18 protein-coding genes and 1 riboswitch are annotated in these 20749 nt (G+C 75.8%); of the genes, 17 read left to right on the top strand and 1 reads right to left on the bottom strand.

Translation table 11 applies throughout. From position 1 onward, the window contains the following. The first annotated feature begins 26 nt into the window (after nucleotides 1–26). From carA to E1O70_RS04920, 16 genes are all read left to right on the top strand, one after another. The gene (gene carA / locus E1O70_RS04995) at nucleotides 27–1265 is read left to right on the top strand and encodes a glutamine-hydrolyzing carbamoyl-phosphate synthase small subunit (RefSeq protein ID WP_074806318.1); all 1239 of its coding nucleotides are present in this window, start codon (nucleotides 27–29) and stop codon (nucleotides 1263–1265) included. 2 nt (nucleotides 1266–1267) lie between these two features. Next, a complete protein-coding gene (gene carB / locus E1O70_RS04990) occupies nucleotides 1268–4639 on the top strand; it encodes a carbamoyl-phosphate synthase large subunit (protein ID WP_061267285.1) in 3372 nt (1123 codons plus the stop codon). After that, complete coding sequence (pyrF, locus tag E1O70_RS04985) at nucleotides 4636–5505, top strand: orotidine-5'-phosphate decarboxylase (protein ID WP_061267286.1); 870 nt, start codon at nucleotides 4636–4638, stop codon at nucleotides 5503–5505. Before carB ends, pyrF begins: the two co-directional genes overlap by 4 nt. 89 nt (nucleotides 5506–5594) lie before the next feature. Beyond that, nucleotides 5595–6470 (top strand): tyrosine-protein phosphatase, encoded by an 876-nt coding sequence (locus E1O70_RS04980; RefSeq protein WP_061267287.1) that lies wholly within the window; start codon nucleotides 5595–5597, stop codon nucleotides 6468–6470. A 266-nt stretch (nucleotides 6471–6736) separates the two neighbouring features. Further along, entirely contained in the window at nucleotides 6737–7048 is a 312-nt protein-coding gene (gene mihF / locus E1O70_RS04975; RefSeq protein ID WP_021482878.1) for an integration host factor, actinobacterial type, read from the top strand. A 103-nt stretch (nucleotides 7049–7151) separates the two neighbouring features. Next, nucleotides 7152–7763, top strand: coding sequence for a guanylate kinase (gene gmk / locus E1O70_RS04970; RefSeq protein WP_198163233.1), 612 nt, complete (start codon nucleotides 7152–7154; stop codon nucleotides 7761–7763). 175 nt (nucleotides 7764–7938) lie between these two features. Continuing rightward, a complete protein-coding gene (gene rpoZ, locus E1O70_RS04965; RefSeq protein WP_031316460.1) occupies nucleotides 7939–8217 on the top strand; it encodes a DNA-directed RNA polymerase subunit omega in 279 nt (92 codons plus the stop codon). 122 nt (nucleotides 8218–8339) lie between these two features. After that, a complete protein-coding gene (locus tag E1O70_RS04960) occupies nucleotides 8340–9659 on the top strand; it encodes a bifunctional phosphopantothenoylcysteine decarboxylase/phosphopantothenate synthase (protein WP_061267288.1) in 1320 nt (439 codons plus the stop codon). A 63-nt stretch (nucleotides 9660–9722) separates the two neighbouring features. Further along, nucleotides 9723–10919, top strand: coding sequence for a methionine adenosyltransferase (gene metK, locus E1O70_RS04955; RefSeq protein WP_034653075.1), 1197 nt, complete (start codon nucleotides 9723–9725; stop codon nucleotides 10917–10919). 64 nt (nucleotides 10920–10983) lie between these two features. Further along, nucleotides 10984–13350, top strand: coding sequence for a primosomal protein N' family DNA-binding protein (locus tag E1O70_RS04950; protein WP_061267289.1), 2367 nt, complete (start codon nucleotides 10984–10986; stop codon nucleotides 13348–13350). Beyond that, nucleotides 13347–14081, top strand: coding sequence for an HAD family hydrolase (locus E1O70_RS04945; protein WP_240696601.1), 735 nt, complete (start codon nucleotides 13347–13349; stop codon nucleotides 14079–14081). Before E1O70_RS04950 ends, E1O70_RS04945 begins: the two co-directional genes overlap by 4 nt. 47 nt (nucleotides 14082–14128) lie before the next feature. Continuing rightward, nucleotides 14129–14503, top strand: a complete 375-nt coding sequence (locus tag E1O70_RS04940) for a hypothetical protein (protein ID WP_061267290.1) — start codon at nucleotides 14129–14131, stop codon at nucleotides 14501–14503. Between the two features lie 102 nt (nucleotides 14504–14605). Then, nucleotides 14606–15559 carry a methionyl-tRNA formyltransferase gene (gene fmt / locus E1O70_RS04935; RefSeq protein ID WP_061267291.1) on the top strand — a complete coding sequence of 318 codons (954 nt, stop codon included), beginning with the start codon at nucleotides 14606–14608 and terminating at the stop codon, nucleotides 15557–15559. Further along, a complete protein-coding gene (locus E1O70_RS04930; RefSeq protein ID WP_082774342.1) occupies nucleotides 15556–17238 on the top strand; it encodes an RsmB/NOP family class I SAM-dependent RNA methyltransferase in 1683 nt (560 codons plus the stop codon). Before fmt ends, E1O70_RS04930 begins: the two co-directional genes overlap by 4 nt. A gap of 131 nt (nucleotides 17239–17369) precedes the next feature. Then, nucleotides 17370–17597 carry a helix-turn-helix domain-containing protein gene (locus tag E1O70_RS04925; protein ID WP_031316417.1) on the top strand — a complete coding sequence of 76 codons (228 nt, stop codon included), beginning with the start codon at nucleotides 17370–17372 and terminating at the stop codon, nucleotides 17595–17597. Beyond that, entirely contained in the window at nucleotides 17594–18880 is a 1287-nt protein-coding gene (locus E1O70_RS04920) for a type II toxin-antitoxin system HipA family toxin (RefSeq protein ID WP_061267293.1), read from the top strand. Before E1O70_RS04925 ends, E1O70_RS04920 begins: the two co-directional genes overlap by 4 nt. A 102-nt stretch (nucleotides 18881–18982) precedes the next feature. Here the strand turns inward: E1O70_RS04920 and E1O70_RS04915 are convergent, their stop codons facing one another. After that, the gene (locus tag E1O70_RS04915) at nucleotides 18983–19603 is read right to left on the bottom strand and encodes a GNAT family N-acetyltransferase (protein ID WP_240696600.1); all 621 of its coding nucleotides are present in this window, start codon (nucleotides 19601–19603) and stop codon (nucleotides 18983–18985) included. 52 nt (nucleotides 19604–19655) lie between these two features. On the opposite strand from E1O70_RS04915, the gene rpe reads away from it, so the two are divergent. Further along, complete coding sequence (rpe, locus tag E1O70_RS04910) at nucleotides 19656–20324, top strand: ribulose-phosphate 3-epimerase (RefSeq protein ID WP_009863278.1); 669 nt, start codon at nucleotides 19656–19658, stop codon at nucleotides 20322–20324. A gap of 281 nt (nucleotides 20325–20605) precedes the next feature. Next, a riboswitch (FMN riboswitch) is annotated at nucleotides 20606–20731 on the top strand. Nucleotides 20732–20749 lie beyond the last annotated feature (18 nt).

Below are 20749 nucleotides of genomic sequence, written 5' to 3'. Positions count from 1 at the left end.
TGAGCTCACCGACCGCAGTCACCTCGGTGACCGGCGCACCCGCCCCCGACCGGGCCCTGATCGTCCTCGAGGACGGCACGGTGCAGGCCGGTCGCGCGTACGGCGCGCGCGGCACGACCGTCGGCGAGATCGTCTTCAACACCGGCATGACCGGCTACCAGGAGACCCTCACCGACCCCTCCTACCACCGGCAGATCGTCGTCATGACGGCCCCCCACATCGGGAACACGGGCGTCAACGACGAGGACCCGGAGTCCGGCAAGATCTGGGTCGCCGGGTACGTCGTGCGCGACGCGGCCCGCCGCGCGTCGAGCTGGCGCGCGCAGCGCACCCTCGACGAGGAGCTCGCGGCCCAGGGCGTCGTCGGCATCAGCGACGTCGACACGCGCGCCCTCACGCGCCACCTGCGCGAGCTCGGCGTGATGCGCGCGGGCATCTTCTCCGGCGACGCGCTCGTGCGCGACGGCTACCCGCGCACCGTGGAGGACCTCGTCGCCGAGGTGAAGGCGGCGCCCGCGATGGCCGGCGCCGACCTCGCCCGCGAGGTGAGCACGGAGACGGCGTACGTCGTCGAGCCCTTCGAGGGCACGACGCCGGACGGCGAGCCCGTCGCGACGGTCGTCGCCGTGGACCTCGGCATCAAGTCGATGACGCCCCAGCGCCTCGCGCAGCGCGGCGTGCGCGTGCACGTGGTGCCCGCCGCGTCGACGGTCGCGGACATCGAGGCGTACGCGCCCGACGGCGTGTTCTTCTCCAACGGCCCGGGCGACCCGAGCGCCGCGACGCACGAGGTCGAGCTGCTGCGCGGCGTCCTGGACCGCGGCACGCCGTTCTTCGGCATCTGCTTCGGCAACCAGATCCTCGGGCGTGCGCTCGGCTACGGCACGTACAAGCTCGCGTACGGCCACCGCGGCATCAACCAGCCCGTCATGGACCGCCGCACCGGCAAGGTCGAGGTCACGGCGCACAACCACGGGTTCGCGGTCGACGCGCCGCTCGACGGCGAGTCCGTCGCCCCGCACGACGGCGGCCGCTACGGGCGCGTCGTCGTGTCCCACGTCGGGCTCAACGACCAGGTGGTCGAGGGGCTCGAGTGCCTCGACCTGCCCGCCTTCTCCGTCCAGTACCACCCCGAGGCCGCGGCCGGCCCCCACGACGCCGCGTACCTCTTCGACCGCTTCGTCGAGCTCATGACGTCGCGTCGCGCCGCCGGCGCGGCGGGCGCAGGCTCCGACGCCGTCGAGCAGACCACCAAGGAGAGCTGACCGTGCCTCGCAGAACCGACATCTCCAGCGTCCTGGTCATCGGGTCCGGCCCGATCGTCATCGGCCAGGCGTGCGAGTTCGACTACTCCGGCACCCAGGCGTGCCGCGTGCTCAAGGAGGAGGGCCTGCGGGTCGTCCTCGTGAACTCGAACCCCGCCACGATCATGACCGACCCCGAGTTCGCCGACGCGACCTACGTCGAGCCGATCACCACCGAGGTCCTCACGTCGATCATCGCCAAGGAGCGCCCCGACGCGCTGCTGCCGACGCTCGGCGGCCAGACGGCCCTCAACGCGGCGATCGCGCTCGACGAGGCCGGCGTCCTCGCCGAGTACGGCGTCGAGCTCATCGGCGCGAACATCGCGGCGATCCAGAAGGGCGAGGACCGCCAGCAGTTCAAGGACGTCGTCGAGGTCTGCGGCGGCGAGTCCGCCCGCTCGGTCATCGTGCACACGGTCGACGAGGCGATCGCGGCCGCGGACGACCTCGGCTACCCGATGGTCGTGCGCCCGTCGTTCACGATGGGCGGCCTCGGCTCGGGCTTCGCGTACGACGAGGACGAGCTGCGCCGCATCGTCGGGCAGGGCCTGCACTACTCCCCGGTGACGGAGGTGCTCCTCGAGGAGTCGATCCTCGGCTGGAAGGAGTACGAGCTCGAGCTCATGCGCGACAAGAACGACAACGTCGTCGTCGTGTGCTCGATCGAGAACGTCGACCCCGTCGGCGTGCACACGGGCGACTCGATCACGGTCGCGCCCGCGCTCACGCTCACCGACCGCGAGTACCAGAAGCTGCGCGACATCGGCATCGCCGTCATCCGCGAGGTCGGCGTCGACACGGGCGGCTGCAACATCCAGTTCGCCGTCGACCCGGACACGGGCCGCGTCATCGTCATCGAGATGAACCCGCGGGTCTCGCGGTCGTCCGCGCTCGCGTCCAAGGCGACCGGGTTCCCCATCGCGAAGATCGCGGCGAAGCTCGCCGTCGGCTACACGCTCGACGAGATCCCCAACGACATCACGCAGGTCACGCCGGCCTCGTTCGAGCCGACGCTCGACTACGTGGTCGTCAAGGTGCCGCGGTTCGCGTTCGAGAAGTTCCCGGCCGCGGACCCCACGCTCACGACGACCATGAAGTCGGTCGGCGAGGCGATGGCGCTCGGGCGCAACTTCACCGAGGCGCTCGGCAAGGCGCTGCGCTCGATCGACAAGGGCGGCTCGGTCTTCCACTGGGACGGCGAGCCCGTCTCCGGCGCGGAGCTCGACGAGCTGCTCGTGCGCATCGCGCGCCCCACGGAGAACCGGATCATCGGCGTCCAGCAGGCGCTGCGCGCCGGGGCGAGCGTGGAGCAGGTGTTCGAGGCCACGAAGATCGACCCGTGGTACCTCGACCAGATCCAGCTGGTCAACGAGGTCGCGGCGGCCGTCGCCGACGCGCCCGCGCTCACGGAGGACGTGCTGCGCGAGGCGAAGAAGCACGGCCTGTCCGACGCGCAGGTCGCGCGCCTGCGCGGCATGGGCCCGGCGGGCGAGGCGACCGTGCGCGAGGTCCGCTACGCGCTCGGCGTCCGGCCCGTCTACAAGACGGTCGACACGTGCGCGGCCGAGTTCGCCGCCCGCACGCCGTACCACTACTCGTCGTACGACCTGGAGACCGAGGTCGCCCCGCGCGAGCGCGAGGCCGTGATCATCCTCGGCTCGGGCCCGAACCGCATCGGCCAGGGCATCGAGTTCGACTACTCGTGCGTGCACGCGGCCCTCACGCTGCGCGAGCGCTACGAGACGGTCATGGTCAACTGCAACCCGGAGACGGTCTCGACCGACTACGACACGTCCGACCGCCTCTACTTCGAGCCGCTGACGTTCGAGGACGTGCTCGAGGTCTACCAGGCGGAGCTCGCCGCGGGACCGGTCAAGGGCATCATCGTCCAGCTCGGCGGCCAGACCCCGCTCGCGCTCGCGCAGCGCCTCGCCGACGCGGGCCTGCCGATCCTCGGCACGAGCCCCGAGGCGATCGACGCCGCCGAGGACCGCGGCGAGTTCGGACGCGTGCTCGTCGAGGCGGGCCTGCCCGCCCCGGCGTTCGGCACGGCGCGCTCGCTGGACGAGGCGAAGGACGTCGCGGCCGGCATCGGGTACCCGGTGCTCGTGCGCCCGTCCTACGTGCTCGGCGGGCGCGGCATGGAGATCGTGTACTCGGCCGAGCAGCTCACGGGCTACGTCGAGCGCGCCCTCGTGGCGGCCGCGGCGGAGGACCGCACGGCCGGGACGCTGCCCGCGCCGCTGCTCATCGACCGGTTCCTGGACGACGCCATGGAGATCGACGTCGACGCGCTCTACGACGGCACCGAGCTCTTCCTCGGCGGCGTGATGGAGCACATCGAGGAGGCGGGCATCCACTCGGGCGACTCGGCGTGCGTCCTGCCGCCGGTGTCGCTGTCGGAGCAGGAGATCGAGCGCATCCGCCGCTCGACCGAGGCCATCGCGAAGGGCGTCGGCGTGCGCGGCCTGCTCAACGTGCAGTACGCGCTCGTCTCCGACGTGCTCTACGTCCTGGAGGCCAACCCCCGCGCGTCGCGCACGGTGCCGTTCGTCTCGAAGGCGACGGGCACGTCGCTCGCGAAGGCCGCGGCGCGCGTCATGGCGGGCGAGTCGATCGCGGAGCTGCGCGCCGCGGGCGTGCTGCCCGCCGACGGCGACGGCGGCACGCTCCCGCTCGACGCGCCGATCGCGGTCAAGGAGGCGGTCCTGCCGTTCAAGCGCTTCCGCACCGCGGACGGCGTCGTGGTCGACACGGTGCTCGGCCCCGAGATGCGCTCGACGGGCGAGGTCATGGGCTTCGACCGCGACTTCCCGCACGCGTTCGCCAAGTCGCAGGCCGCCGCGTTCGGCGGGCTGCCGACGTCGGGCCGCGTGTTCGTCTCGGTCGCGGACCGCGACAAGCGCTCGATCGTCTTCCCGGTCAAGCGCCTCGCGGAGCTCGGGTTCGAGATCCTCGCGACGGACGGCACGTCGAGCGTGCTGCGCCGCAACGGCATCGCGTCGCGCGTGGTGCGCAAGTTCTCCGCGGGCCGCGGGGCGGACGGCGAGCCGACGATCGTCGACCTCATCACGGCCGGCGAGGTGGACATGGTCATCAACACGCCGTCCGGGCAGGGCGCGCGCGCCGACGGCTACGAGATCCGCGCGGCCACGACGGCGGCCGACAAGCCGATCGCGACGACGGTCGACCAGCTCGCCGCCGCGGTGCAGGGCATCGAGGCGGTCCTCGCGGGGCCGTTCGCGGTCGCGAGCCTCCAGGAGCACATGGCGGGCGAGGGCCTGACCGACGGCGTCGAGCTGCCCGCTCCCGCCGCGGAGCGGGTGGGCGCGTGAGCGCGGGCTTCGGCGCGCGCCTCGCGGCCGCGACGGCGGACCACGGGCCGCTGTGCGTGGGCATCGACCCGCACCCGGGCCTGCTCGCGGACTGGGGCCTGCCCGACGACGCCTCCGGGCTGCGAGAGTTCGGCCTGCGGGTCGTCGAGGCGGTCGGGGGCCGCGTGGCCGCGGTCAAGCCGCAGTCGGCGTTCTTCGAGCGCCACGGGTCGCGCGGCGTCGCGGCGCTCGAGGAGGTCCTCGCGGCGGCCCGCGCGGCGGGGACGCTGACGATCGTGGACGCCAAGCGCGGCGACATCGGCTCGACCATGGCCGCGTACGCCGACGCGTACCTGCGCGACGGCTCGCCGCTCGCGGCGGACGCGCTGACCGTGTCCCCGTACCTGGGGTTCGGGTCGCTGCAGCCGGCGGTCGACGCGGCGCTGGAGACGGGGCGCGGCCTGTTCGTGCTGTGCCTGACGTCGAACCCCGAGGGCGCCGAGGTGCAGCACGCGCGCCGGGGCGCCGGGGCGGGCGTGGAGTCCGTCGCGGCGCACGTCGCGCGCGAGGCGGCGCAGGTGAACGCCCCGGTCGTCGCCGCGGGCGACGCGCTCGGGCCGGTCGGGCTCGTGGTGGGCGCGACGATCGCGGACGCCGCGGCACGTACGGGGACCGACCTCGCGGCCGTGCGCGGGCCGCTCCTCGCGCCCGGCGTGGGCGCCCAGGGCGCGGGCGCGGCCGAGCTCGCCGCCGTGTTCGGCGACGCGCGGCGCCAGGTGCTCGCGTCGTCGTCGCGCGGGGTGCTGCGCGCCGGGCCGGACGCGGACGCGCTGCGGGCGGCTGCCCGCGCCGCCACGGACGAGGCGGCGCAGGCCCTGCGCGGCTGAGCTCCGCACCGCGCGGGACCGGGCCGGCACCCTCGTGGGTGCCGGCCCGGTCGCCGTCGTGCCCGGCGGTCCCGTGCCAGACTGCGCCCATGACCTCCCGCGACGAGACGACCGACCCCGCCCCGACCGCTGCCGGTACGCCTCCGGAGCTGCCCCCGCCGGGCACCGTGCCGGGCGCCCTGGACGTGCCGGGCACGTGGAACGCGCGCGACGTGGGTGGTCGGGCGGTACCGGCCGGTCACGACGCGCCGCTGCGGACGGGCGTGCTGCTGCGCACGGCGAGCCTGTCCCGGCTCACCCCCGCGGGCCAGGCCGCGCTCGTCGACCTGGACGTGCGGACGGTCGTCGACCTGCGCGGCGGGGACGAGCTCGCGCGCGACGGCGCGGACGCCGTCCCGGGCGGCGTGCGCGTGCTGCGCCGGGGCATGGACCCGACGCCGGGCCTGGTCGACGGGGGAGCGGGCGCGGGCGCCTCGGCGGACCCGGCGGCGCTCGTCGCGGGCCTGCTCGCGGCCGACGACCCGGCCGCGGTCGCGCGGCGCCTCATGCACGGCGTGTACGCGACGTTCGTCACGGACCCGGGCATCCGGGAGACGGTCGGCCGTGTCCTGGCGGACGTCGCCGCGGCCGACGGCGCGAGCGTCGTGCACTGCTCGGCGGGCAAGGACCGCACGGGCTGGGTCGTGGCGCTCGTGCAGTACGTCGCGGGGGTCCCCGAGGAGGAGCGCATGGCCGAGTACCTCGCGAGCGCGGCCGCGGCCGAGGGGCTCGCCGCGCTCGTGCCCCCGCTGCCGGGGCTGTCGCCCGAGGCGCTGGCGCCGGTCCTCACCGTCGAGCCCGCGTACCTGGAGGGCGCGTGGGAGCTCGCGGTGCGCGAGCACGGGAGCATCGACGACTACCTCGGGGCGTGCGGCGTGACGACGGCGGTGCGCGACGCGCTCGTGGCGCGCCTCGTGGCGTCCTGAGCCGCCCCCGATCCGCGTCCCGCCCTCGTTCCGCCGTCGTTCCCGGTCCGCTGCCGGGGCCGTGACGGAGAACGTCCCGGGTACGGCCGCGGACGACGCGCCATGCCCAGTCGTTGCCCGATCGCCCGAGGCTCGCTACTTTCGAGGGGTCGGCTCCGTGCGTCGGCGCAGGTCGCCCGGGTGATCCACCCGGTCGGGGCTCCACCTGCGGGCACGCCGGGACGACTGAGTGGGCCCATCCGCCTGACGAGGAGTAGGTGACTTGCGTGGCACTTCCACCCCTGACCCCAGAACAGCGCGCGGCGGCGCTCGAGAAGGCCGCGGAGGCACGACGCGTGCGCGCCGAGGTGAAGAACCGGCTCAAGTACTCCCAGGGCTCCCTGAAGGAGGTCATCGAGCGCGGCCAGACGGACGACATGATCGGCAAGCTCAAGGTCGTCTCGTTGCTGGAGTCCCTGCCCGGCGTGGGTAAGGTGAAGGCTCGGGCGATCATGGAGGAGATCGGGATCGCCGAGACACGTCGTGTCCGCGGCCTCGGCCCCCACCAGTCCGCGGCCCTCATCGAGAGGTTTGGCTGACATTTCCGCGCACCCGTCCGAGCCGACGCCGTCCGTCCCCGCCGGGGAGACCACGGAGCCGGCGTCGCCGCCCGTCGTCCCCGGCCCCGCCCGCCTGACCGTCCTGGCCGGCCCGACCGCCGTCGGGAAGGGCACGGTGTCGGCCGACATCCGGGCCCGTTACCCGGAGGTGTGGTTGTCCGTGTCGGCGACGACGCGCGACCCGCGGCCGGGCGAGGTGGACGGCGTGCACTACCTGTTCGTCGGCCCGGACGAGTTCGCGCGCATGGTCGCGGACCGTGAGCTGCTGGAGTGGGCCGTCGTGCACGGGCGCAACAGCTACGGCACGCCCCGGCGCGCGGTCGAGGAGAAGCTCGCCGCGGGCGTGCCGGCGCTCCTGGAGATCGACCTCCAGGGTGCGCGCCAGGTCCGGGCGTCGATGCCTGAGGCCCGGTTCGTGTTCCTGGCGCCGCCGAGCTGGGACGAGCTCGTGCGTCGCCTGGTCGGCCGCGGCACGGAGGACGCGGAGGAGCGGGAACGCCGTCTGACGACGGCCCGGGTCGAGCTCGCGGCGGAGTCGGAGTTCGACCACGTCATCGTCAACGACGAGGTGCACCGCGCGACGGACGAGCTGGTGCGCGTCATGGGGCTCGAGCCCCGTCCCGTCCCGGCGGAGGGCTCGTCCCCGGCGTCGTCCCCCGTGCCGTCCGGGCACGGCGAGGGGCACAGCGAGTAGACTGTCCTGCGGTGCCCGTGCGCGGGCGTTCCCCCGTGGGCCCGAGGCCCGGTCGGCGGCCCGTCCTGCGACGTGGTGCCGCGGCCGCCCGGTCCCGGACGGGGGCGCCGTGCGCGCCGCCGCCATCGACCAGCTGCAGCGCCCGCTGCAGACCCTTGAACCCACGGAGCGAACTGTGTCCGGAACCGTCGCCGCCCCCGAGGGCATCACCGACCCGCCCATCGACGACCTGCTCGAGCACGTCGACTCGAAGTACGCGCTGGTCATCTACTCGGCCAAGCGCGCGCGCCAGATCAACGCGTACTACTCGCAGCTCAGCGAGGGCCTGCTGGAGAACGTCGGGCCGCTGCTCGAGACGCGCAACCAGGAGAAGCCGCTCTCGATCGCGATGCGCGAGATCAACGCGGGCCTGCTGACGATCGAGGCCGAGCCCGACGAGGCCCCCGAGGCCTGAGCCCGCACGCCGCGCACCTCCACCGGAGGGCGCGGCGTTCGTGCGTCCGCGCCCGGGTGCGCGGGCTCCCTGTCCCGCCGCGGTCGGCGGCGGGTCTGAGCCGGACCTCCAGGAGGAACGACATGCGGATCGTGCTCGGTGTGAGCGGCGGGGTCGCGGCGTACAAGGCCGTGCTGCTGCTGCGGCTGCTGCGGGAGCAGGGTCATCGGGTGCGGGTGGTGCCGACGGCGTCCGCCCTGCGTTTCGTGGGCGCGCCCACGTGGGAGGCGCTGTCGGGCGAGCCGGCCACGGACCAGGTGTTCGAGGACGTCGAGCACGTGCCGCACGTCGCCCTGGGGCAGGGCGCCGACCTCGTGGTCGTGGCGCCCGCCACGGCGGACCTGCTGGCGCGCGCGGCGGCCGGGCGCGCGGACGACCTGCTGACCTCGACGCTGCTCACCGCGCGCTGCCCGGTGGTCATGGCGCCCGCGATGCACACGGAGATGTGGGAGCACCCGGCGACGGTCGCGAACGTGGCGACGCTGCGGGCGCGGGGCGTGCACGTGATCGAGCCGGCGTCCGGCCGCCTCACGGGGGCGGACACCGGGCCGGGGCGCCTGCCCGAGCCGGACGAGATCGCGCGCGTCGCGCTCGCCGTCGTGGAGGACGCGTCCCGCGCGACCGCCGCCGCCGCCGACGCGGGCGCGGAGCCCGGCCACGGGCCGCGCAGCGGGCCCGCGCAGGATCTCGCGGGCCGGCGCGTCGTGGTGTCGGCGGGCGGGACGCGCGAGCCCATCGACCCGGTGCGGTTCATCGGCAACCGGTCGAGCGGGCGCCAGGGCGTCGAGCTCGCGCGGGCCGCGGCGGCGCGCGGCGCGCACGTCACGCTCGTGGCCGCGAACCTGTCCCCCGACGTGGCCGCGCTCGTGCGCGCGCCCGGGGGCGTGCCCGACGCCGTGGTGGAGGTCGAGACGACGGCGCAGCTGCGCGACGCGGTGCGGTCGGCGGCGGCCGGGGCGGACGTCGTGGTCATGGCGGCGGCCGTCGCGGACTTCCGCCCGGCCCACGCGCCCGACGCGAAGATCAAGAAGGTGCCGGGCCAGGGGCCCGAGCCGATCGCGCTCGTGGAGAACCCGGACGTGCTCGCCGAGCTCGCCCGCGACCGGCTGCGCCCGGGCCAGGTGGTGGTCGGCTTCGCGGCGGAGACCGGTGACGCGCACGGGTCCGTGCTCGACCACGGCCGGGCCAAGGCGCGGCGCAAGGGCGCGGACCTGCTCGTGGTCAACGCCGTGGGCGAGGGGCGCGGGTTCGCGGTCGACGCGAACGACGTGACCGTGGTCGACGGCGCGGGGGACGTCGTCGCGACGGCGAGCGGGTTGAAGGGCGAGGTCGCGGACGCGGTGTGGGACGTCGTCGTGCCGCGCGTGGCGCCGTCGGACGAGCGGGCCGGGGTGGGCGAGTGACCCGCGTCTCGTCTCGCCTGCCGGATACGCTCGCTCACCTTTCGGGACAGTAGGCTGTGCGCCATGGCTGAGCTGCGTCTGTTCACGTCCGAGTCCGTCACCGAGGGGCACCCGGACAAGGTCTGCGACCAGATCTCCGACGCGATCCTCGACGCGCTCCTCGCGCAGGACCCGACGTCCCGCGTGGCCGTGGAGACGATGGTCACCACGGGCCTGGTGCACGTCGCCGGCGAGGTGACGACCGACGCGTACGTCGAGATCCCGCAGATCGTGCGCGACGTCGTGCGCCGGATCGGGTACACGTCGTCGGTGATCGGCTTCGACGCGGACTCGTGCGGCATCTCGGTGTCGATCGGCCAGCAGTCGCCGGACATCGCGCAGGGCGTCGACAAGAGCCTCGAGGAGCGCGACGACCAGGGCGACCACGACCCCCTCGACGCGCAGGGCGCGGGCGACCAGGGCCTGATGTTCGGGTACGCGAGCGACGACACGCCGAGCCTCATGCCCCTGCCGGTGTGGCTCGCGCACCGTCTCGCGGAGCGCCTGGCGGCGGTGCGCCGGGACGGCACGGTGCCGGGCCTGCGCCCGGACGGCAAGACGCAGGTCACCGTCGGGTACGACGGCGACCGCGCGGTCAGCCTCGACACGGTGGTGCTCTCGACGCAGCACGACCCGGACGTCCGTCAGGACGAGCTGCACCGACAGGTCGCGGCGCAGGTCGTGGCCCCCGTGCTCGACGCCGCGGGCCTCGACCTCGACGTGCGCGCGACGCGCCTGTTCGTCAACCCCACCGGCACGTTCGTCGTGGGCGGCCCGCAGGGCGACGCGGGCCTGACGGGCCGCAAGATCATCGTCGACACGTACGGCGGCATGGCCCGCCACGGCGGAGGCGCGTTCTCCGGCAAGGACCCGTCGAAGGTGGACCGCTCGGCCGCGTACGCGACGCGCTGGGTCGCGAAGAACGTCGTCGCGGCGGGTCTGGCACGGCGCTGCGAGGTGCAGGTCGCGTACGCGATCGGCAAGGCGCACCCCGTCGGCCTGTACGTGGAGACGTTCGGCACGGAGAAGGTCCCGGTCGAGCGCATCACGGCCGCGATCCGGGAAGTGTTCGACCTGCGCCCGGCGGCGATCATCCGCGACCTGGACCTGCTGCGTCCCATCTACGCCCCGACGGCGGCCTACGGGCACTTCGGGCGCGAGCTCGAGCAGTTCACGTGGGAGCGCACGGACCGCGTCGCGGACCTGCAGTCCCAGGTGTGAGGAGCGTCGTCGCGGCGTCGACGGGTGCGCCGGTCGTGACGGCGGCGCGTGGTTCGATGGCGTCGTGAGCGAGCCGGAGGACACGTCGCGGGCGGTGCAGGACACCCTGCTCACCGTCGCGCCCGCTGCGCCCCGCCGGGGGCCCGCGCCGCCGGCGTCGCACCAGATCGCCGCGCACCTGCCGGTGGCGCGCCTCGCGCTCGACCTCGCGCCCCCGCACCTGGACCGCCCCTTCGACTACCTCGTGCCCGCCACGATGTCCGACGACGCGCGCCCGGGGGTGCGGGTCAAGGTGCGGTTCGCGGGCCGGGACGTCGACGGGTACGTGCTGGAGCGCGTCGACCGCTCGGACCACGACGGGCGCCTGCTGCCGCTGCGGCGCGTTGTGTCGGCCGAGCCCGTGCTGGCACCGGCCGTCGCCCGGCTCGCGCGGGCGGTCGCCGACCACTACGCCGGCACGCTCTCGGACGTGCTGCGCCTCGCCGTGCCGCCGCGGCACGCGCGCGCCGAGCAGTCCTTCGCGGCACGGACCGCCCCCGGCCCGGTGCCCGCGCCGGGAACGCCCCCGACCGGGGACGCCCCGGTCGCCACGAGCGAGGGCGCCGTCGCCGCCGAGGCGGCTCCTGCGGGTCCTCCCGTCGACGAGCCCGTCCTCGCGCCTGCCGAGCCCGTTCCCGCGTCGGCGCCCGCCGCTGCGGCGCGGGCGCCGCACCAGGAGTCCGTGTGGGCCCCGTACCGGGCCGGCGCCGCGTTCCTCGCGCACGTCGCGGGCGGCGGGGCGCCCCGCGCCGTGTGGACCGCGCTCCCCGGGCTCGCGCCCCCGGCACCCGAGGCGGCGTCCGAGGGTCGGCGCGGCGCGGGCCGCTCGCGCAAGGAGCCCGACGCGCTGCCCGTCACGCACTGGGCGGCGGCGGTCGCCGAGGCGGTGCGCGCGGCCCGGTCGGGCGGGCGGGGCGCGCTCGTCGTCGTGCCGGACGCGCGCGACGTCGACCAGGTCTGCGCGGCGCTCGCGGCCGCCGGGCTGCCCGCGTGGGACGCGGCGACCGGGGGCGAGGTGGTGCGGCTGACGGCCGACGAGGGGCCCGCGCCGCGCTACCGCGCGTTCCTCGCCGTCCTGCACGGTGACGCGCGCGTCGTCGTGGGGACCCGTGCGGCGGCGTTCGCACCCGTGGTCGACCTCGGGCTGGTGGTCTGCTGGAACGACGGCGAGGACACGCTCGCGGAGCCGCGCGCCCCGTACCCGCACGCGCGCGAGGTGCTCGCGCTGCGCAGCGACCAGGAGGGCGCGGCGTTCCTGCTGGGGTCGCACGGGCGCACGGTCGCGGCGCACGCGCTCGTCGTACGGGGCTGGGCGCACGAGCTCGCGGCGCCGCGCGACGTCGTGCGGGCCCGGGCGCCGCGCGTGCGGGCGCTGACCTCGGTCGAGCTGGCGGCGGAGGGACCGGGCGCCGCGGCGCGCATCCCGACGGCCGCGTGGCGCACGGCGCGTGCGGCGCTGGAGCAGGGGCCGGTGCTGGTGCAGGTGCCGCGGTCGGGGTACGTGCCGGTCGTGGCGTGCGGCCGGTGCCGCACGCCCGCGCGCTGCACGGTGTGCCACGGGCCGCTCGCGCTGTCCGGCCCGCAGGCGACGCCCCAGTGCGCGTGGTGCGGGGCGCTCGCGGGCGGGTGGTCGTGCGCGGAGTGCCACTGGACGGGGCTGCGGTCGGTGCGCGTGGGGTCCCAGCGCACCGCGGAGGAGCTGGGGCGCGCGTTCGCGGGGGTCCCGGTGCAGGTGTCGGGTGCCGCGGCGGCGGGCGGGGTGCTGGGGGCGGTGTCCGCGCGGCCTGCGCTCGTGGTCGCGACGCCGGGTGCCGAGCCGGTCGCCGAGGGCGGGTACGCGGCGGCGCTGCTGCTGGACGCGGCGGTGAGCACGGCGCACGTCGGGCTCGACGTCGCGCAGGACGCGCTCGCGCGCTGGCTCGCCGCGGCGGCGCTCGTGCGGCCCGCGACGGCGGGCGGGCAGGTGCTGCTCGTGGGCGACGCCGCGCCCGCGCCGACGAACGCGCTCGTGCGCTGGGACCCGGCGCTCCTCGCGGACCGCGAGCTGGACGAGCGGGTCGAGCTGTCGCTGCCGCCGGCGGTCCGGGTGGCGGCGGTGACGGGCGACCGTCCCGCGGTCGCGGCGGTGCTGGGCCGGGTGGCGCTCGCGGGCCCGGAGACGGTGCTGGGTCCGGTGGAGGTGGCGGCGTCGCCCCGCGGGCGGGGTGCTGACGGGGCGGACGGCGCGGCGCCCGGGCTGGTCGACGCCCCGCCCGTACGAGCGGTGGTGCGGGTCCCGGTGCGCGACGGTCGCCGGCTGGCGCGCGAGCTCGGCGCGTCCGTCGCGGTCCGGTCCGCGCGGCGCGAGCCGGGTAGCGTGCGGGTGGAGCTCGACCCGAAGGAGATCCTGTGACGCACCGCCCTGTGACGCACCGCCCCGTGCCCGACGCCCCGACCGTCGCCTCCGTCACCGGGGCGTCCGCCGACGAGACCCCCGACCGGGGCCCGGCACCCGCCGCCCGCGAGATCGACGCCGTGCTGTACGACTTCGGCAACGTCCTGGTGGGCTGGGACCCGTACGGCGCGTACGACGGCGTCGACCGGCGGGACGTGGACGCGTTCTTCGCCGACGTGGACTTCCGCGTGCTCAACCACGAGCGGGACGCGGGTGCGACGTGGCAGGACGCGCGCGACCGCGTGGCGGCGAGCCACCCGCACCACGTCGCGCTGCTGGACCGGTACGTCGAGCGGTTCCCCGCGACGCTCACCGGCCCGGTCGAGGGCTCCGAGGAGCTCGTGCGCGAGCTGCGGGACCTGGGCCTGCGGCTGTACGGGCTGACGAACTGGTCCGCGGAGCTCTTCGGGCACGCCGCTCCGGCCGCTCCGGCCACGGCCCTCATGGAGGACGTGCTGGTCTCCGGGCGCGAGGGCCTGGCCAAGCCCGACCCGGCGATCTTCGCGCTCGCGGTCGAGCGGTTCGGTCTCGACCCGGCCCGGACGCTGTTCACCGACGACAGCGCGGCCAACGTCGACGCCGCGGCGCGCCTCGGGCTGCGCACCCACCTGTTCGTGGGCACGGCGGGCCTGCGCGCGGCGCTGCGCGACCTGGGCGTGCCGGTCGGCCCCGAGGGCGCTGGGTCGTGATGGGCGCTGGGTCGTGATGGGCGCCGGGTCGTGATGGGCGCCGCGTCGTGACGGGTGCCGGGGTGCCGCGCGCGCTCACGGCCCGTGAGCGCGACGTGCTCGTCTGGATGCTCGGCCACGGGTGCCGCGGCGAGGCGGTCGCGCCGGACCGGGACGCGGCCGACCGTGGGCGCTGGTTCGCCCAGGTCGACGCGGTGCGCGTGCACGGCACGTGCGCGTGCGGGGCCTGCCCGACGATCGACCTGGGGGACGACGACGGTCCCGTCCCCGCGCAGGGCCCGCGCGTCGTGCTGGAGGCGGGCACGGACCGCTTCCTCCTGCTGCTGTTCGTCGACGACGACCGGCTGAGCTGCCTCGAGCTCGCTCCCGTGGACGACGAGGCGTTCCCCGCCTTCCCGCCGCTCGCCACGCTGGCGACCTGACCTCCGGGCCCGTACCGGGCGCCTGCGCATACCGGGCGCCCGACCCGTGCACGGGGCCGCTCCCGGGTCTGCCGCCCTGCCCGGCCACCTAGAATCGGGCCCATGCGCCTGCTGTTCGCGGGGACCCCGGATACCGCGGTCCCGTCCCTCGACGCCCTCCTCGACTCCCGCCACGAGGTGGTCGCCGTGCTCACGCGCGCCGACGCGCCGTCGGGCCGCGGACGGCGCCTGACCCCCAGCCCCGTCCGCGTGCGTGCCGAGGAGGCCGGGATCCCGGTCCTCACGGACCGGCCCCGCGGCGAGGAGTTCCTCGCGCGCCTCGCCGCGCTCGACGTCGACGCGGCACCCGTCGTCGCGTACGGGGAGATCCTGCGCCCCGACGTGCTCGCCGTGCCGCGGCACGGGTGGGTCAACCTGCACTTCTCCGTCCTGCCCGCCTGGCGCGGCGCGGCGCCCGTGCAGCGCGCGATCATCGCGGGCGACGAGGTGACCGGGGCGACGACGTTCCTCATCGAGGAAGGGCTGGACTCGGGGCCCACGCTCGGCACCACGACGGAGACGATCCGGCCCCGGGACACCGCGGGCGACCTCCTCGGCCGTCTCGCCGTCTCCGGTGCGGGCCTCCTCGTCGCCACCCTCGACGCCCTCGAGGACGGCACCCTGCGCCCGCAGCCCCAGCCCGCCGACGGCGTCTCGCACGCCGCCAAGCTCACGACCGCGGACGCCGAGGTCCGCTGGGACCACCCGGCGCTCGCGGTCGACCGCCTGGTGCGCGGCTGCACCCCGGCACCCGGGGCGTGGACGACCCTGCCCGGCGCCGACGGATCGCCCGCGCGCCTGGGGCTCGGCCCCGTCACCCCGCGGCCCGACGTCGTCGACCTCGCCCCCGGGCGCGTGCGCGCCGGGAAGAAGGAGGTGCTCGTCGGGACCGCGACCCACGCCGTCCAGCTGGGGGAGGTGGCGCCCGTGGGCAAGAAGCACATGGCCGCCGCGGACTGGGCGCGCGGTGCCCGGCTCGACGACGCCACGGTCCTCGGTGCGGAGACCGCCCGATGAGCGCCGAGCGCCGCGACCGCGACGGTTCGAACGCACGTTCGAACGGAAACGGGCGACCGCAGCGCCGGGAGGGCGCCGCGTCGAACAAGCGTTCGATCGATGGCGGCCAGGGTGGGGGCGACAACTCGAACGCGCGTTCGAGTTCTGGAGCGGCGCCGGCCGGCGGGGGAGGCGCGCGCCGCGACGCCCGGGGGCGCCAGCGCGGCGCCGCCCGCTCCCGCGGGGAGGTGCACCGCGGCTCCGCGGCACCCTCCCAGCGTCGCAAGGGCACCGACCCCGCACGGGCCGTCGCGTACGACGTCCTGCGCCAGGTCGACGGCTCCGACGCCTACGCCAACCTCGTCCTGCCGCCCCTGCTGCGTGAGCGCGGCATCCGCGGGCGCGACGCGGGCTTCGCGACCGAGCTCGCCTACGGCACGCTGCGCCTGTGCGGCCGCTACGACGCGATCCTCGCGCACTGCCTCGACCGCCCCCTCGACCGCCTCGACCCGCCCGTGCTCGACGTCCTGCGCCTCGGCACCCACCAGCTCCTCGCCATGCGCGTCCCGCAGCACGCCGCCGTCTCCGAGACCGTCGGCCTCGCCCGCGAACGCACCGGCGCCGGCAGCGCCCAGCTCGTCAACGCCGTCCTGCGCCGCGTCGCCCGCACCCCCCTCGACGACTGGCTCACGACCCTCGCCGACGACGCCCCCGACCCCCTCGCGGCGCTCGCGGCCACCCAGAGCCACCCCGTGTGGATCGCCCGCGCCCTGCGCGACGCCCTCGCCGGCAACGGACGCCCCGTGGACGAGCTCGACGCCCTCCTCGCCGCCGACAACGACGCCCCCCGCGTCACGCTCGTCGCGCGCCCCGGCCTCGCCGACCCCCACGAGCTCGCCGACGGCGACGGCCGCGTCACCCCCGCTCGCTGGGCACCCACCGCGCTCACCCTCGACGGCGGCGACCCCGCCGCGTTCGGCGCCGTGCGCGACGGCCGCGCCGGCGTCCAGGACGAGGGCAGCCAGCTCGTCGCCCTCGCGCTCGCCGCCGCACCGCTCACCGGACCGCAGCCCGGCTCCACCGGCGACGACGCGCGCTGGCTCGACCTGTGCGCCGGTCCCGGCGGCAAGGCCGCGCTCCTCGCGGCGCTCGCGGCCGAGCGCGGGGCGCGCCTCGTCGCCAACGAGGTCCAGCCGCACCGCGCACGCCTCGTGGAGAAGGCGCTCGCCGCCGTCCCTGCGGACGCCGTGGAGGCCGTGCGCACGGGTGACGGGCGCGCCGTCGGGCAGGACGAGCCGGGCGCGTACGACCGCGTGCTCCTCGACGCCCCCTGCACGGGCCTCGGGGCCCTGCGCCGCCGGCCCGAGTCGCGGTGGCGCCGCACCCCGGCGGACCTCGCGACCCTCACCGGGCTCCAGCGCGAGCTCCTCGACTCCGCGCTCGACGCCGTCCGGCCCGGGGGAGTGGTCGGGTACGTCACGTGCTCGCCCCACCTCGCCGAGACCCAGGTCGTCGTCGCCGACGTGCTGCGCCGCCGCGACGACGTCGAGGTCCTCGACGCCCCGGACGTCGTGCGCGACGTCGTGCGTCCGGAGGTGCGCGACACCGTCGAGCTCGGGGACCGTCAGGACGTCCAGCTGTGGCCGCACATCCACGGCACCGACGCCATGCACCTCACGCTCCTGCGCCGCACGGTGTGAGCGCCGCGCCCCGCGTCGCGATGTCGTCATATCTCGACAACGCGGGGGTGTCAGAGTAACCTGACACCGTGTCGTGTCAGGGAATCCCGACACGGCCGCACGTCAGGGCACCCCACGGCAGGAGAGCGAGCATGGCCGACACCTGGACCACCCCCCGCAGCCCCCGCGACCTCGGCGCCTACCTCAGCCGCGTCCGCCGAACCCGCGGACTCACCCAGGCCCAGGTCGCCGACGAGCTCGGCATCACCCGCCAGTACCTCTCCGAGCTAGAGAACGGCGTCGAGAACCTCTGGGTCCAACGACTCTTCGAGCTCCTCGACACCCTCGACGTCGACCTGCGACTCCAGGAACGCCGATGACCACCCTCACCGCCTGGCTCTACGGCACCCCCGTCGCGACCCTCGCACCCACCGGCCTGCGCACCACCGACGGCACACCCCGCGTCACCCTCACCTGGACCACCGACGCCCTCGACCGCTGGGGGCACGACGCCCGTGTCCTGTCCCACCTGCTGCCCATCACCCCACCCGACGACCCCCCGCCCCACCCCGCGCGCGTCGCCGCCTGGCTCGACGGACTCCTCCCCGAGGGCCGCACCCGCGACGCCATGGCCATCGACGCCGGCATCGACCCCGACGACGCCCTCGCCTTCCTCGTCCACTACGGCCACGACACCGCCGGCGCCGTCCTCCTCGCACCCGAAGGACAACCCCTCCCCACCCCCGGCACCCCCGAACGCCTCGACGACGCCGCCGTCGCACGACTCCTGCGCGCCGCCGTCGCACGCAGCGGGGGAGAAGGCCGCACCGACCACCTCACCAGCTCCCTGCCCGGCATGGAACCCAAGATCACCCTCCTCCACGACGAGCACGGCTGGGCCCGACCCCACGGCTCCGCACCGACCACCCACATCCTCAAGGTCGCCCGCCCCGCCGACTCACCCACCGCCGACCTCGTCAACACGGAGGCCGCCGCCCTCGACCTCGCCCGCCGCGTCGGCCTCACCACCGTCCACGCCCACGTCACCGAGCTCGACGGCGAACGCGCCATCGTCGTCACCCGCTACGACCGCGTCCCCGACCCCACCGACCCCACCGGCACCGCACGCCTCCACCAGGAGGACGCCGCCCAGGCCCTCGGCATCAACACCCGCGACCCCGAACGCAAGTTCCAGCACGGCCGCCGCTTCCCCTCCCTCGCCGCCATCGCCCGCACCCTGCGCGACGACGGCACCCGCCCCGACCCCCTCCTCGCCCTCACCACCCTCAACCTCGCCCTCGGCAACACCGACGCCCACGCCAAGAACATCTCCGTCCTGCGCCACGCCGACGGCACCGTCCGCCTCGCCCCCGCCTACGACATCGCCATGCACCTCCACCACGACCACGCCTCCCGCGTCTTCGCCATGGACGTCGCCGGCGAACGCGACATGGACCGCCTCACCGCCGACCACCTCGTCACCGAGGGCACCACCTGGGGACTGCCCCGCCGACGCGCCCAGCGCGCCGTCGCCCAGACCCTCGACGGACTCCTCGCGGCGCTCGCGGACATCGACCGCGACGCCCACCCCGGCGTGAGCCGTCACGCCTGGCGCACGGTCGAGCGCCGTACCACCGACCTCCGCCGAACCCTGGTCGTCTAACGGTCTCCTTCTCACGCCGAGCAGGTGGTCGCGGCGGGTCCGCGCGCCCTCACCCACCAGGACCGCCTGCTCGCCCCGCCGGGTCGGGGCGCCCCAGGGTGCTCAGAGGGTGCGCTGGAGCAGGATCGTGTCGACCCAGCGGCCGTGCTTGAACCCGACGGCGGTGAGGCGGCCGGTCTCGACGAAGCCGAAACGGCGGTGCAGCGGGAGCGACCCGGCGGCCTCGGGGACGTCGGCCACGACGGAGACGACCTGGCGGACCCCCGCGGCGGCGACCGCCTCCAGGAGCGCGGCGAGCAGCGCGGTCCCCACCCCGCGCCCGGCGTGCGCCGGGTCGAGGTAGATCGTGTCCTCGGCGGTGTGCCGGTAGGCGGGCTTGGGGCGCCAGGCCGACGCGTACGCGTAGCCCGCGACGACGGCGCCGGTCGGGGAGCTCGGCCCGCCCGGGGCGTCGACCTCGGCGACGAGGAACGGCAGGCCGCGCGCGGTGACGTCGTCGAGCTTGCGGTGCCACGCCGGGACGTCCCAGACCTCCTCCTCGAACGTCACGCACGTGTCGCGCACGAACGGGGCGGCGATCTCCGCGACCCGCGGCAGGTCGTGCACCGTGGCCGGGCGCACCGTCACGACGGGTGCGGAGGCGTGCGGGTCCCCGGGGCGGTGCGGCGTGCCGCGGACGGAGGCAGGGGCCGGGCCGGGGGAGGGGGAGGAGAGGTCGCTCACGCGACGAGGGTACGAGCACCGGGCTCCGGCACGCGCCCCTAGGCTGGGGCCCATGGCAGCCCTCATCGCACCGAGCATCCTGTCCGCCGACTTCGCGAACCTCGAGCGCGACCTGAACGCGATCGCCACGGCGGACTACGCGCACGTCGACGTCATGGACAACCACTTCGTGCCGAACCTCACGCTCGGGCTGCCGGTGTTCGAGCGCCTGGCGCAGGTGTCGCCCGTCCCGATCGACGCCCACCTCATGATCGAGGACCCTGACCGCTGGGCGCCGGCCTACGCGGAGGCGGGCGCGGCGTCGGTCACGTTCCACGCCGAGGCCGCTGCTGCCCCTGTGCGGCTCGCTCGCGAGCTCCGCCGCCTGGGAGCCCGCGCAGGCGTCGCGCTGCGCCCTGCGACGCCGGTGGAGCCCTTCCTGGACCTGCTGACCGAGGTGGACATGATCCTCGTCATGACGGTCGAGCCGGGCTTCGGCGGGCAGTCCTTCATCGAGGGGACGCTGCCGAAGATCCGGCGGGCGCGCGAGGCCGTGAGCGAGTCGGGACTCGACGTGTGGATCCAGGTCGACGGGGGAGTGTCGCGGTCGACGATCGAGCGGGCCGCGGACGCGGGGGCGAACGTCTTCGTCGCCGGGTCGGCGGTCTACGGGGCGGAGAACGTGCCCGAGGAGATCCAGGCGCTGCGCGAGCTGGCGGAGGCATCGGCGCACGCCCACTGACGTCAGGACGAGAGGGGGCTCACTACGGGCCCCTTCTTCGTTCCCCATAAAATAGTGTGCCAAGCGTCTATCTCACTCCTGACAGACCGCGGAAAACTCACCACCAAGCACGGAGGAACGGGCTGGCGGTCGTCGGACGGCGAAGGGCGGCCGCTCGGGGTGAGGCGGTTCTCGCGAGCGCGGACCTCGACGGGAGCGGGCGAGAACGCGTCGGACCGTCGGTCGCGCCCGCGCGGCGCGCACCCGGAGTAACATCGGCGGTTGCAGAACGCAGTACGCACGAACGTGCTCCGGGGTCGGTGCAATTCCGAGCCGGCGGTGACAGTCCGCGACCCGCGCCCACGCGCGGTTGACCTGGTGGAACTCCAGGACCGACGGTGAAAGTCCGGATGGGAGGAAGCACGTGCGGCGTGGCCACGCCTCGG

The organism is Cellulosimicrobium funkei (assembly GCF_004519295.1).
Lineage (GTDB): Bacteria > Actinomycetota > Actinomycetes > Actinomycetales > Cellulomonadaceae > Cellulosimicrobium > Cellulosimicrobium funkei.
Note: the sequence above shows the minus strand (reverse complement) of the source record. Positions and strands in the feature narration are given on the sequence as shown.

Bases quoted from the DNA above. Each gene is read 5' to 3' on its own strand.
- E1O70_RS04980 (WP_061267287.1), top strand. From the start codon at position 5,595: ATGACCTCCCGCGACGAGACGACCGACCCCGCCCCGACCGCTGCCGGT.
- E1O70_RS04960 (WP_061267288.1), top strand. From the start codon at position 8,340: ATGCGGATCGTGCTCGGTGTGAGCGGCGGGGTCGCGGCGTACAAGGCC.
- metK (WP_034653075.1), top strand. From the start codon at position 9,723: ATGGCTGAGCTGCGTCTGTTCACGTCCGAGTCCGTCACCGAGGGGCAC.
- fmt (WP_061267291.1), top strand. From the start codon at position 14,606: ATGCGCCTGCTGTTCGCGGGGACCCCGGATACCGCGGTCCCGTCCCTC.
- E1O70_RS04930 (WP_082774342.1), top strand. From the start codon at position 15,556: ATGAGCGCCGAGCGCCGCGACCGCGACGGTTCGAACGCACGTTCGAAC.
- E1O70_RS04925 (WP_031316417.1), top strand. From the start codon at position 17,370: ATGGCCGACACCTGGACCACCCCCCGCAGCCCCCGCGACCTCGGCGCC.
- E1O70_RS04920 (WP_061267293.1), top strand. From the start codon at position 17,594: ATGACCACCCTCACCGCCTGGCTCTACGGCACCCCCGTCGCGACCCTC.
- rpe (WP_009863278.1), top strand. From the start codon at position 19,656: ATGGCAGCCCTCATCGCACCGAGCATCCTGTCCGCCGACTTCGCGAAC.